Origin of the sequence: Streptomyces sp. RerS4 (assembly GCF_023515955.1) — a bacterium.
In the GTDB taxonomy this organism is placed as follows: domain Bacteria; phylum Actinomycetota; class Actinomycetes; order Streptomycetales; family Streptomycetaceae; genus Streptomyces.
The window spans coordinates 5,334,426-5,347,153 of the sequence record NZ_CP097322.1 but is presented as its reverse complement, the minus strand read 5'-3'; the positions used below and the strand labels follow the sequence as shown (position 1 = coordinate 5,347,153).

Sequence of the window (12,728 nt, the reverse complement as noted above, 5' to 3'; positions counted from 1 at the left end):
GCCCTCCGGCCCGCGCCGGACACCTCCTAGCCGCCCAGTTGGAGCCCATCGGCCGCCTCCTCCACCATGCCGACGCCGAGCCGGCTGATCCGGACGGTGAACGGTTCCCCCGCGACCCGTAGGTCCGACAGGCGCAGGGCTCCGAGGGGGGCGCCCGCCGGGGGTGCGACGGCGACGGTCCCGGCCGGGGCGTCGGGGCGGATCCCCGCCAGGGCGGTGAGCGCGTGGATCCCGGCCGCTGCGGCCACGGCCGCGGGTCGGCAGGCCGCCGGGTGCGGGAGCGGGGCGCTGTCGGCGGTGCGCTGTTCGCCGGCGTACATCTCCGGCAGTCGGTGGTCGAAGGCCTCGGACGCGTCCAGCAGCCCGCGGAGCAGCCCCGCGGCCTCCTTCTCGAAGCCGGCCTGGATCAGCCCGGCCACGGCGATCGCGCTCTCGTACGCGCGGACGGCGCCGGCGCGGTGGCCAAAGGGGTTGTGTCCCGGTTCCCTGGCGGCCATGCTGCGCAGCCCCCAGCCGCAGTCCATGGCCGGGGAGCCGAGGAGGCGGGCGAGTTGCTCGGTGCGGACCCGGTCCAGCAGGCCGGGAGCCAGGCGCGCCCCGCCCAGCAGGCCGGTGTCCAGCAGGTGCGCGGCGGCTCCGGTCAGCCGGGGCAGTGGTCGCCCGTCGGGGTGCAGGGCTGCGGCGGGGCGCCCGCCGTCCGGGCCGTCGATCCAGAACCGGTCCCGGAACCTCTCCCCCAGGGCGGCCGCCCACTCCCGCCACTCCGCGGCTCCGGGCCGCCCGCATGCGGCGAGCAGGTCGGCGCCGAGCAGCGCGGCCCGGTGTGCGTGGGCCTGGGTTTCGACGCGCCGGGGCCCGGGGTCCGGGTCGGCGAGGAAGCCGTCGCTGCCGAGCGCCTCGCGCAGCCAGTTCAGGCAGGCCTCGGCGGCGGGCAGCAGCCGGGCCACCTCGTCCTCGGCGAGCCCCCACCGGCGGGCCTCGGCGAGCACCGCCGGGAAGCCGAGGGTGGCCTCTGTCCCGGTGCAGCCCGGCGGCAGCTGCGCTCCGGCGGCGCGTAGCGGGCCGGGGATCTTCCCCGCGTCGGCGCCCCGCCCCCCGGTCTGGGTGCGGGCCAGCGTGCGCAGGGTGGCGGCGGCCAGCCCGGTGCCGAGCGGCAGTGCCATGCGCGCGGCCCACAGCGATTCGGCCGGCGCCAGCCCGAGCCGCCACGGCACTCCGGCCGCCGCGAAGGCGTCGCCCGGTTCCTCGGGGTCTCTCAGGAGCAGGGCGCGGAGATCGTCCAGGCTGGTGCGGAACCAGGCGTCGGCTCTCGGGTCGTCCCCTTCGGCGCGGGCGTCGGAGAGAGGGTTGGCGACCCGTCCGGCGGGGGCCCGCGTGGTGCGGTCGCGGGAGGTGCGCAACTCGATGGTCCGGGATTCGCCGGGCCCGAGCGGGAGTTCCCAACGCAGCATCCCGGCCGAGGCGAGGGCGTCGTCGGGCGCGGGGTCGGCGACGGTGACGGCGAGGGCGTCGCCGGCGCTCCAGCGCAGGCCGCCCGCGTGTACGGCGGCGGCGAGTTCGGGCCCGGCGCGGCCCGCCGCCACCGCCGCCAGTTCGGCCAGGTCGGTGCCGAGGGACACCTCCACGGGGAGCCGTAGGGGCCGGGCGGCGAAGCTGCGCAGGGTGATGCGCTCGGTGCCGTCCGCGTGGCGGACCCGCTCCACGCCGATGTCGGGGTCGGGCCCGGCCTCGACGCCGGTGCGGACGGTGGCGGTGAACGAGGCCCGGTCGGCGCCGAGGCTGCGTCCCTGTACGGAGACGGGATCGCGGCCGCCGACGCGCAGCACGCAGCGGGACAGCAGCCTGCGCCCGGCTCGGTAGATCCCTTCGATCCCGCGCCCGGTGAGCTGACCGTGCTCCGGTGAGATGACCAGGCCGGGCGCGGCGACGCAGATGACGGAGCCGTGCACGGGCGGCAGTTCGGCCCACCGCGTGGGCGCCCCGGCGCCTGGAGGTCCGGGCGGAGCCTCCCCGGCCCCGGGCGGCGCAGCCGGCGCGGGTGGGGCCGCCCCGAGGCTCCGCCGCGGAGGCGCGAGGCCCGGCGGCCCGGCGGAGTCCCCCTGCGGATGGTCCCCTCGCGGGTGCCCCGCCGGTCGGGGAGCGGGCGGGGGTACGGGCGGCGTGGCGGGGGCCGCTGTCGGAGCGGTCCCTGACGCGTGCGCTTCGGATACCGCGTGCGTTTCGGGGACCGTGTGCGTTTCGGGGACGGGGAGAGCCATGTGACGCCTTGTCTGCACTCCGGCCGGTTCGGCTGGGCGGCGGCGTGGCCGGGTCCCCGCCACCCTCCAGCTGAACGCCCTCGCCCCCGCGCGGGTCACGGGGCCGGGCGGGGGCTGCCCGTACGGTGCGGCGCCCCGATGGCGCGGGCTCCCACCGGCCGCCCTCCACAGGCGCCGGGCGCTCACTGGTCCTTCCCCTCGCTGCGGCGGGGCGTGCGGCGGCGGCGATCGGCGGTCTTGCGCCCGGGGGGCCGGGTGGTTCCGGCGGGCCGCCTGCGGCTGGGTTCACGGCGCCTGCGTTCCTCGCGCAGGCACTGGCGCAGGCCTTCGGGGTCGATGCCCTCATTGCAGGCGTGGTGCAGCAGCTGGGCGAAGCGGTAGTCGGCGTCGGCCCGGAGCGCCAGCGTCAACGCGATCCGGGCCGTGGGCTCGTCTCCGGTGGACCAGGAGACCCAGCCCGCGAGGGTGAGCGGGGCCGCCGCGTGCTCCCCGTAGGCCCCGACGCAGCGGCGAGCCAGGGCCCGCCACAGCCGCAGGGCGGGCGCGGCCTCATCGGCCTCCATCCACTCGGCGGCGATGTCGCGGATCTCGCGGTCCTGTAGTCCGAGGATCACGGCGGCGGCCTCGTCGTGTCCGAGCAGCGCGTCGTCCCAGGCGTCGGCGCCGGGGCCGTTTTCGGCGGGCGGGGCGAGGGTCATGCGGCGCATCAGGGTCCGGGCGAGGCTCAAGGTCTCGGCGCCGATCTGCTCGCGGGTGGCGCCGTCGAGGATCTTCGGCACCAGGGCGGTGGCGGCCCGCTCCAGGGCCTCTTCCTGTTCGGCCGCCCAGGGCCCCCGCAGGGGTGTCAGCCGGCTCTCGATGTCCTTGAGGGAGCCGCGAACCCGCAGCCCGGCGAAGGTGGCCGCCGCCGCCATCACGGAAGTGCCGGGCGTCGCCAGGGAGTTGCCCTCGGCCGGGCAGCAGTCGGAGTCGGCGCAGGTGTAGGACCAGTAGCGGCCGCCCGTGAGGCACAGGGCCTCCAGGACGGGCACGTCCAGCGCGCCGCAGGCGAGTCGGATCCGCTGGGCGAGCGGCCGCAGCCGGGTCATCACCCGTTGCCCGCTTTCGCCTTCCCGGGGGTCCTGGCACAGGAAGAGCACGATGCCGTCGGGCTTGCCGCCGCGCCGTTCGCTGCCCCCGATCAGGCATTCGGCGACCTGCCGGGCGGTCTCCTCCCATTCGGCGGGTTCGGTGGGAATGCCGACGCGCAGCCGGCCGCCGAAGCGTCCGCCCTCTCCCTGGACGGTGACCATGACCAGGGAGTCCGTCGGGTGGAAGCCGAGCATGTAGGGCAGCGCGTCGGCCAGTTCGGCCGGGCTGCGCAGGGTGATCCGGGATTCGGTGGGAGATCCGGACGGGCCGATGGACGGCCGGCCGGACGGGCTGTGTGCTGCGTGGTTCGTCGTCATGCCTCGACGTTCCCGTGCCCGGCCCGATCGCGAAACCCCTGTGGATAACTCCTCGGAAGCGCACCATCCGCTTCTTGTGCGACCTTCAACATCCACAGGTTGGTCGGCACCGCCGGCGCCGTGTCAGGGTCATCGGGTTGCATGGACGCATGAACACAGACCGCCCTCCGGGAGAGCCACATCCGGCCTTCTGGGCAACGCACATGACCCTTCGGGCACCGAGGTCCGCCCCCGCCCCGTCCCCCGGATACCGCCCGCCGCCGAACTTCCGGGTTCGCTGGGCGTGTTGGGCTGTCGGCTCCCCCTCACGGTCGCCGGGATCCAGACCTGACCACGGCGGTACGGGAGACCGCCCTCGCGCAGCCGGTGGTGATCCGGGTGCCGGAGCCGGTCGTCCGCCGCATGCCGGCCACCCGGAGCGACCGCCTCCAAGGCACCGCCGACCACCTGGGTCCCGCCACACCCCCGCCCCAGGGGGTCAGCCCGCCAGGGCGAGGATCAACGGGAGGACCGGTCCGCTGCCCGCCTGGCGGAGCAGGCGCGCGGCGACGGCCAACGTCCACCCCGAGTCGGAGTAGTCGTCCACGAGGAGGACGGGGCCGGGCGCGCCCGCCAGGGCGGCGGCCAGGTCCTCGGAGACGGCGAAGGCACCGGACAGCGACCTGAGGCGTTGCGCGGAGTTGCTGCGCCGGGTCGCGTGCGCGCCGCCCGGTCCGGTGTAGGTCAGGGTGCCGAGGTAGGGGAGGCGGCCGACGGTGGCGATGCCCTGGGCGAGGGAGCCCACGAGCTGCGGCCGGGCCAGGGACGGTACGGCCACGACGCCCACGGGCCGCGCGGAGGCGTCCGGGACGTCGCCCGCCCAGCCGCCCGCGGAGCGCGCCCAGTCGGCGAGGACGGCCACCGCGGCGTGCAGGACGTCGTCGGGGACCGGTCCGTCGGGGGTTCCCTCGGCCAGCAGCGGGCGCAGGCGGTTGCCCCAGCCGATGTCCGAGAGCCGGCCCAGGGCGCGCCCGGTGGAGCACTGTTCGCCGGCCGGGATGCGTCCCTTCAAGTTGACGCCGAGCGCCGGCATGCCCGTCGGCCACATCCGGCGCGGCTCGACCTCCACGCCGGGGCGGTCCAGTTCCCTGGCCGCGCCGGTCAGTGTCTCCGCCGACACGGAGGAATCGGCCCAGGCGCCCGCGCAGTTGTCACACCGTCCGCAGGCGGTCGCCCCCTCGTCGTCCAGCTGCCGGCGCAGGAACTCCATGCGGCACCCGGACGTGCTCACGTAGTCGCGCATGGCCTGCTGCTCGGCGGCCCGCTGCCGGGCCACCCAGGCGTACCGCTCGGTGTCGTACGCCCAGGGCTGACCGGTGCTCTCCCAGCCGCCCTTCACCCGCCGCACGGCGCCGTCCACGTCGAGGACCTTCAGCATGGTCTCCAGGCGGGTGCGGCGCAGGTCGACCGCCGCCTCCAGGGCCGGCACCGACAGCGGGCGTCCCGCGTCGGCGAGGGCCGCGAGGGTCTGGCGTACGAGCGCCTCGGGCGGGAAGGCGGTGTCGGCGAAGTAGCGCCAGATGGCCTCGTCCTCCTTGCCCGGCAGCAGCAGCACCTCGGCGTGCTCCACACCGCGCCCGGCGCGGCCGACCTGCTGGTAGTAGGCGATCGGGGAGGACGGCGAGCCGAGGTGCACGACGAAGCCCAGGTCGGGCTTGTCGAAGCCCATGCCGAGGGCGGAGGTCGCCACCAGTGCCTTGACCCGGTTCTCCTGCAGGTCCACTTCGGCCTGCAGGCGGTCGGCGTTCTCGGTCCGTCCCGTGTACGAGGCCACCGTGAAGCCGCGCTGACGCAGGAAGGCGGTGGCCTCCTCGGCCGCGGCCACGGTGAGGGTGTAGATGATCCCGGAGCCCGGCAGCTCGTCGAGGTGCTCGGCCAGCCACGCCAGCCGGTGCGCGGCGTCGGGCAGCCGCACCACGCCCAGGCGCAGGCTCTCCCGTTCCAGGGGTCCGCGCAGGACGAGGGCCTCGCCGGCGCCGGTGCCGAGCTGCTCGGCCACGTCCGCGGTCACGCGCGCGTTGGCGGTCGCGGTGGTGGCGAGGACCGGCACGCCGGGGGCGAGTTCGGCGAGCATCGCGCGCAGTCGGCGGTAGTCGGGGCGGAAATCGTGGCCCCAGTCGGAGATGCAGTGGGCCTCGTCGACCACGAGCAGGCCGGTCGTGGCGGCGAGCTTGGGGAGCACCTGTTCGCGGAAGTCCACGGAGTTGAGGCGTTCGGGACTGACGAGGAGGACGTCGGTCTCGCCGCGCTCGACCTCCTCGTAGATGGTCTTCCACTCCTCGGGGTTGGCCGAGTTGATGGTGCGCGCCTGGATGCCGGCGCGCGCCGCCGCCTCGACCTGGTTGCGCATCAGCGCGAGCAGCGGCGAGATGATCACCGTGGGTCCGGCGCCACGACGGCGCAGCAGCGCGGTGGCGACGAAGTACACCGCCGACTTCCCCCAGCCGGTGCGCTGCACCACCAGGGCCCGCCGGCGCTCCTCCACCAGGGCCGCGACCGCCTGCCACTGGTCCTCGCGCAGCCGCGCCGAGCCCCGCGGGGCGCCGACGAGCTCGGCGAGGATGGCATCGGCTTCGGTGCGGAGCTCCAGGGTGTCCATGCCCCCATGCAACCGGATGGCACGGACAATCGGCCAATTCGCCCAGCGTGACGCGTCCATCACGAACGGTTGGACCGGCCGCTTCGCCGAGCGGCGGCGAGAACCGCGTTTCCGCTGGTGGGTGCGGTCCGATTCCAGCAGGAGCACGACGGAATGCGTCATCTCCGGCCGGACGGGGCAAGGATATGAACGGCATACCGGCGAATTCCGGTCTGCGGCCTCAAATGCTCATTGCCCCATCCTCGCGGGCCACGCGAGAATCGGAGTGCTCCCGCTCGGCTCGTCGGCACTCTCCAGGGCCGCGCAGCGGCGCGCCCACAGCCCAGCCATGCCCGTTCGCGGGCGTGTACCCGAAGGGAGGACCGTGACCTTCGGATTCGCCCCGCCGTCGACCACCACCGTCACGACGGCCACCGGCGGCGCCGGCCGGCACGGCAGACTGCTCGAACCCGCCGAGTGGACGGCCGCGGGCATACCGCTGCTGAGTCATCCGCGCGAGGTGGTCGGCGCGCTGCACACCCTGCACGGCCCGGTCCCGTCCACCGCCGTGGTCGCGGTGCTCGACCCCGACGAACGGATCGTCGCCAGCGCGTCCTTCGCCCAGCGGTCCGCCTCGGTCGACGGCTGGGAGCTGCGCAACGCGCTGCTGTCGCGGCTGCGCCGCGTCATCCCGCACGACCTGCGGCGAAGAACCCCGGTCCGGACGGCGGTGCTCATGTACTGCCGGGACGGCGACGAGCGGTGGACCGAGGAGGACGGGGCCTGGATGTGGGGGCTGCGGGACGCCTGCACCCTGCACGGGCTGCGCTGCGGCGCGTACATCACGCTGACGCGCGGTGGCTGGCAGGTCCTCGGCGACGGTCGCGGCGGGCGGCGCCCCGGCTCGGGATCGCGGCCCGAACGCCTCGGATCCGGGGGTCTGGAACCGGCCCCGCTGACCCTGCGCTCCGCCGGCGGCGTCACCGAGGCGTTGCGCCGGACCGCCGCCCGCTGACGCCTTCCGACGCACCTGCCCCCGCGCGGGCAGCCCTCACGGCCGTACCCCCGGCAGGGCGTACGGCTCGTCGGGCCTCGGACTTCGTCGGGATACGGGGCGTCAGACGCCCGTGCCCAGCACGGAGTTGATCTGCGCCACGTCGCCGCAGACGATCAGCAGCGCACCCGCACGGGCGAGCGCGACGGGCAGGGCGGTCGCGATCGCCCCGGCCGGTCCGCCGTTGGCCGCGAAGACCACGACGGGACGGCTCGCGGCACGCCGCACGTGCGCGGCGTCCGCGTAGAAGACGTCGTCCTTGGCGTCGTGCTGCGCCCAGTAGCGGGCCTCGCCGAAGGACAGCTCGTGCGCGGCCCACGGGTGCGGGTCGCCGGTGGTGATGACCAGGACGTCGCCGGGCGCGCGCCCGGTGTCGAGCAGCAGGTCCACGGCCTCCTCGGCCGCGTCCAGCGCGCCCTCGGCGGAAGCCGGGATCACCTGGAGCTGCGGCACGGCCGCCGAGACGGACGGCGCGGCGGGGGCTGTGGGAACGGGTCCGGGGGTGGCGTGCGGCGCGCGCTGGGCGGGCGGGGCGGGGCGGCCGGGCCGGGGTACGGCGGCGGGACGCGGACCGGGTACGGGGCGGGGGGTCTGCGCGGTGCGGCTCGCGGCCGGCGTGACGCGGGGACCCTGGGCACTCTCGTGAATCTGAGGCTCCTCGATGGCGGGGGTGAGAGGCATGCGTTGATATCTATCAAACACCGGTACGAAACGTACCGGTGGGTGGCACGTGGGTGCGATCAGAAATCGAAGCCGAGTTGGCCTCCGATTTCCAGCTCCATCGCCTCCTCGCTCCGGCGCACCTTCTTCAAGTGGCGCCACTGAGGCAGCGAGTCGAGGTAGGACCACGAGAGCCGGTGGTGCGCGGTGGGCCCGCGCAGCTCCAGTGCGGCCCGGTGGACGGGCGAGGGGTAGCCGGCGTTGGCGGCGAAGGCGAAGTCCTCGGTGCCGTCGCCCGGTTGACCCAGTTCGGCCATCATCCGGTCGCGCCGCACCTTGGCGATCACCGAGGCCGCGGCGACGGCGACGCAGGACTGGTCGCCCTTGATCACCGTACGGACCCGCCACGGCGCGCCGAGGTAGTCGTGCTTGCCGTCGAGGATCACCGCGTCGGGTCGCACCGGCAGGGCCTCCAGCGCGCGCACCGCCGCGAGCCGCAGGGCGGCCGTCATCCCCAGTTCGTCGATCTCCTCCGGGGAGGCATGCCCGAGGGCGTGCGCGGTGACCCAACCCTCCAGGACCTCCAGCAGCGCGTCGCGTCGCTTGGGGGTGAGCAGTTTGGAGTCGGTGAGTCCCGCGGGCGGCCGGCGCAGACCGGTGATCGCCGCGCATACGGTGACCGGACCGGCCCAGGCCCCTCGTCCGACCTCGTCGACCCCGGCGATGACCTTGGCGCCGGTGGTTGCACGGAGCGAGCGCTCGACGGTGTGGGTGGGTGCTTCGTACGGCATGGCGCCAGCAAGGTTACGCCGCCCGGAGCCGCCTGCACACCCCGGCCCGCGGTCAGTGCGGCCGGGGCGTGCGCGAGGTGCCCGACGGGGGTCTCGCGGAGGCGCTCGGCGACCGGGCGCGCACCGCTCGTGAGCGCCCTTGCGCACCCCTCCTACGAGCCGGCACGCGCCGGTTCCACGCGCAGGACGGGGACCACCACCCGGTCGATCACATCGGCGAGCTCACCGTCCGGGAGTTCACTGCCGCACATCTTCACGCGGTACGTCATCATCGCCGGAATCATGTCGCTCAGCAGCGGATCCTCCGCGTCCGGCCGCACGTCACCCTTCTCGTTGCCCCGCCGCACCAGGTCTCCGCTCAGTTCGTGCGCCGGTTCGTGGAGCCCGTTCCGGATGCCCCCGCGGAACCGGTCGGCGTGCGCGGGGTCGCATTCGTGAAGGACCACGCGCAGCGCCACACCGGCCCGCGAGCGCATCACGTCCCGCTTCCTCACGCACAACCGCAAAGGCCCTCGCGCACCCCCGTCCAAAATCGCCCGTTCGAGTTCCGGTCCGCGCCTGCGCCCCGGCACCGCAGCGCGATGTTCAAGATGCCTGCGAGACGCGCGCGGTGGGTCGGAGGTCGGGAGCATGACGGGTTCGCGCTGGTCGCGGGGCCGCCCTCGAGGAGGCGCGGGCGCAGGCGCCGGGTCCCGCGGCGCGGTGCTACGCGGCCGGCCTCGGCAGCCAGGCGGGCAGGGCCTCGGTCCGCGCCAGCCAGGCCTGCGGCAGCACCGCGTCGCCGCGCGCTCCCAGCACCCCGCCGACGATCGCGCAGGTGGTGTCCACGTCACCGCCGACCTGCGCGGTGGTCCAAAAAGCCCGCTCGTAGTCGTCCAGGCTCCGCGCGGCCGACCACAGCGCGAACGGCACCGTGTCGTGGGCGCTCGTTCGCCGGCCACAGCCCAGGACCGCCGCGACGGTGGTGGCGTCGTCGTAGTCGAGCATGCCGCGCGCCCGGCGCAGTCCCGCGCCGACGGCGCTGCGCGGCACCAGCGCGATCACCGCGTCCAGCAGGTCGGTGGCGGTCGGCGTCCCGGCCGGGGAGGCCGCCAGAGCGGCGGCGGCGGCCACCGCCATGGCCCCGCAGACCGCCTCGCGGTGCTGGTGGGTGGTGTAGGAGGAGATCTCCGCCTGGTGCGTGGCCTGCTCGGGGTCGTCCGCGTACCAGGCGCCCAGCGGGGCGATCCGCATGGCGGCGCCGTTGCCCCACGAGCCCTGCCCGTTGAACAGTTCGGCCGCCAGCGTGCGCCAGTCCTCACCCTCCCGGACGAGGCGCAGCATCCGGTTCACGGCGGGCCCGTAGCCCCGGTCGAAGTCGTGGTGGTCGGCGAAGGAACGCGCGAGCGCGTCCTGGTCGACGCGGCCGTGCGTGGCGAGTACGGCCACCACCGAGCAGGCCATCTCGGTGTCGTCGGTCCACTGCCAGGTCTCGTCGCCTGCCGGCAGCTCGCGCCGCTTGAGCAGCGGGTAGTTCACGGGAACGAAGTACTGGGAGCCCAGGGCGTCACCCAGTGCCAGCCCTCTGAGGCTGGACATCGCGCGTGCGTAGCGCGTTTCGGGAGCGGAATCAGCGGTCATCGCCCGCCACTTTATCCGTCCAGGTCGTAAGGCTCGGGTGTGGTCCACCGCTCAAACGGGCGGTCCAGCCGGTACCGGCCGTCCGGTCCGAGCATCAACACCCTGAATTCGCCGTTGCCCGGGTTGGACAGGGCCTCGAACTCGGCCACCGACCAGTGGAACCAGCGCATGCAGAACAGCCGCATCGTCAGCCCGTGCGTCACCAGCAGCACGTTCTCGGGATGGTCCGGCGCCTCGAAGCTGCGGTAGAGGCTCTCCAGGAAGGACCCGACCCGGTCGTAGACGTCGGCGCCCGACTCGCCCTGCGCGAAGCGGTAGAAGAAGTGCCCGTACGCGTCCCGGTAGGCCTTCTGCAGCCGTACGTCGTCCCGGTCCTGCCAGTTCCCCCAGTCCTGCTCGCGCAGCCTCGGCTCCTCGCGCATCCGCACCCGCGTGGGGTCCAGGCGCAGCTCGCGGAAGGTCTGGAGGGTGCGGCGGTACGGGGACACGTAGGCGCTGATGTGTTCGTCGCCGAAGAGTTCGCGCAGCCGGACGCCCGCCGCGGCGGCCTGCTCGCGGCCGCGGCGGGTCAGCCGCAGGGCGTGGTCGGGCTCCCGCTCGTACACCGTGTCGTCGACGTTGCCTTCGGATTCCCCGTGCCGGACGAGGACGATGCGCCGTGGTCGTACCATTCCACGACCCTATTCGGCCATCGGAGCGCCGACGCACCGGGCACGCCGATCAGGCTGCCGGTCGTCGTACGGTCATACCGTCCATCCGGGTTCGAGGTCCACGACGTCCCCGGTGAGGGCTTCCACGTCGGCCTCGGTCTGGGCGCGCAGCGACAGCCGCTCCACCCGTTCCTCCCGGTATTTGCCGTGCTCGGCGGCGGAAAGCCACATCGACAGGACGAGGAACTCGCGGCCGGGGGCCTCCCCGAAGAGGCCCCGGATCATGCCGGGTGAGCCGGCCATGGCCGGGTTCCATACCTTCTCCTGCATGAGGGCGAAGTGGTCCACGCGACCCTCCCGCACCCGGGCGTGGGCGACGCGGACCACGTCGGCGTCGTGGAAGCGCGGCTCGAAACCGGTCTTCACGTCGAAGCGGTGGTCGAAGAGGGTGATGCGCGTGGCCGCGTAGGTGCCGTTCTGCGCGGCCGCCAGGCGGTCGTGGGAGCGCGCCATGAAGGAATCGTAGAAGGCGCGGCTCTCCCAGAAACCGAAGACGTGCGCGATCCCCGGCCGGCCCCGGCTCCAGCCGCCGCCCTGGCCCCGGAACCCGGGTTCGCCGAGCAGCCCCGCCCATTTGCGCTGCCCGCGCTCGAACCCGCGTCGGTCCGTCACCGTGCAGCTAATCCACTTGACCAGCACCGCGCCATCGTACGGGCCGGGCGCGCGTGCGGTCAGTCCCCGGAGCGGTGGATCCGTACCAGTTCCGCCGCATCTCGCTCGGACAACCGAAGGCCGAACTCCCGGGCGAGGACGTCGAGAAGGGCGTCCGCGGCCACGGGCTCCCGCTCGACGCGCCCGTCGGGGTGCAGGCGCGACAGCTCCCGGTCCACGAGCGCCACCCGGACCGCGTCGCCCGGGTGCTGCACGACGGTCCGGCCGACGAAGGACGAGCTGGGGTGGGAGGAGCTGTAGTGGTTGAGCAGGACGTAGTCGACGGGGTGGTAGCGCTGCGGGGAGAAGGCGTAGAGGTCACGCCAGACTCCCCCGCGCAGGGTGCGCAGCACGAGGACGCCGTCCTCCTCCTCGCGCACGGCGAACGTCCACGCGCCCTGGCGCGCTTCGGCCCCGGGCCGCGCGAGCGGGACGGGCTCGCGCGGGCCCTGCCAGCCGAACCCGGCGTCGCAGAGCCAGGGTTCACCCGCGACGGTGACGACGAGGACGGCGTGCGTCACCGCGAGCAGGGCGTCGCCCCGGGTGCGGTTGCGGGCGCCGCGCCCGGTGACCTCGTAGCCGATCCGCTCCAGGGCGGCGGCCAGCAACGAGTTCTGCTCGTAGCAGTAGCCGCCGCGGCGGCGGTGCACGAGCTTGTCCTCGACGGCCTTCAGCTCCAGCTCGACGGGGCGGCCGAGCAGGACGTCCAGGCTCTCGAAGACGATGGAGTCGGTGTGCGCACGATGCACCGCCTTCAACGTGTCGAGGTCCGGGCGGAGTTCCCCGCCCTCCCCCACCGGTCCGGCGTACCCGATTCGCTCCAGGTACGCGTCCAGGTCCAGTGCGTCACCGCTCCACATGGCTTCCCGCTCCCCCGTCGTGACGTGCCCGCTCGCTCGGGCCCCCGCTCATGATCGCC

At 74.6% G+C, this 12,728-nt stretch carries 11 protein-coding genes; 1 reads left to right on the top strand and 10 read right to left on the bottom strand.

Going from position 1 to position 12,728, the window contains the following annotated elements:
• Positions 1-26: 26 nt before the first annotated feature.
• From M4D82_RS24810 to M4D82_RS24800, 3 genes are all read right to left on the bottom strand, one after another.
• Complete coding sequence (locus tag M4D82_RS24810; RefSeq protein ID WP_502988996.1) at positions 27-2,258, bottom strand: glycogen debranching N-terminal domain-containing protein; 2,232 nt, start codon at positions 2,256-2,258, stop codon at positions 27-29.
• Positions 2,259-2,440: 182 nt separating this feature from the next.
• On the bottom strand, positions 2,441-3,706 hold the full coding sequence (locus M4D82_RS24805) for a DUF4192 domain-containing protein (protein ID WP_249768130.1): 1,266 nt from the start codon (positions 3,704-3,706) through the stop codon (positions 2,441-2,443).
• Between the two features lie 478 nt (positions 3,707-4,184).
• Positions 4,185-6,344, bottom strand: a complete 2,160-nt coding sequence (locus M4D82_RS24800; RefSeq protein ID WP_249768129.1) for a RecQ family ATP-dependent DNA helicase — start codon at positions 6,342-6,344, stop codon at positions 4,185-4,187.
• A 364-nt stretch (positions 6,345-6,708) separates the two neighbouring features.
• On the opposite strand from M4D82_RS24800, the gene M4D82_RS24795 reads away from it, so the two are divergent.
• Positions 6,709-7,338: a hypothetical protein gene (locus M4D82_RS24795; RefSeq protein ID WP_249768128.1), complete on the top strand. Its 630-nt coding sequence runs from the start codon at positions 6,709-6,711 to the stop codon at positions 7,336-7,338.
• A gap of 102 nt (positions 7,339-7,440) precedes the next feature.
• Here M4D82_RS24795 and M4D82_RS24790 read toward each other — a convergent pair whose 3' ends face one another.
• The 7 genes from M4D82_RS24790 to M4D82_RS24760 all read right to left on the bottom strand — a co-directional run bounded on the left by M4D82_RS24790 (position 7,441) and on the right by M4D82_RS24760 (position 12,669).
• Entirely contained in the window at positions 7,441-8,058 is a 618-nt protein-coding gene (locus M4D82_RS24790; protein WP_249768127.1) for a hypothetical protein, read from the bottom strand.
• A 59-nt stretch (positions 8,059-8,117) separates the two neighbouring features.
• Positions 8,118-8,828 carry a ribonuclease HII gene (gene rnhB / locus M4D82_RS24785; RefSeq protein ID WP_249768126.1) on the bottom strand — a complete coding sequence of 237 codons (711 nt, stop codon included), beginning with the start codon at positions 8,826-8,828 and terminating at the stop codon, positions 8,118-8,120.
• A 152-nt stretch (positions 8,829-8,980) separates the two neighbouring features.
• Positions 8,981-9,304, bottom strand: a complete 324-nt coding sequence (locus M4D82_RS24780; RefSeq protein ID WP_249772131.1) for a TetR-like C-terminal domain-containing protein — start codon at positions 9,302-9,304, stop codon at positions 8,981-8,983.
• Between the two features lie 229 nt (positions 9,305-9,533).
• Positions 9,534-10,448, bottom strand: a complete 915-nt coding sequence (locus M4D82_RS24775; RefSeq protein ID WP_249768125.1) for an ADP-ribosylglycohydrolase family protein — start codon at positions 10,446-10,448, stop codon at positions 9,534-9,536.
• 11 nt (positions 10,449-10,459) lie between these two features.
• Entirely contained in the window at positions 10,460-11,119 is a 660-nt protein-coding gene (locus M4D82_RS24770) for a histidine phosphatase family protein (protein WP_249768124.1), read from the bottom strand.
• A 72-nt stretch (positions 11,120-11,191) separates the two neighbouring features.
• Positions 11,192-11,797 (bottom strand): YdbC family protein, encoded by a 606-nt coding sequence (locus M4D82_RS24765; protein WP_249768123.1) that lies wholly within the window; start codon positions 11,795-11,797, stop codon positions 11,192-11,194.
• A gap of 32 nt (positions 11,798-11,829) precedes the next feature.
• A complete protein-coding gene (locus tag M4D82_RS24760; RefSeq protein WP_249768122.1) occupies positions 11,830-12,669 on the bottom strand; it encodes an arylamine N-acetyltransferase family protein in 840 nt (279 codons plus the stop codon).
• Positions 12,670-12,728: the final 59 nt, after the last annotated feature.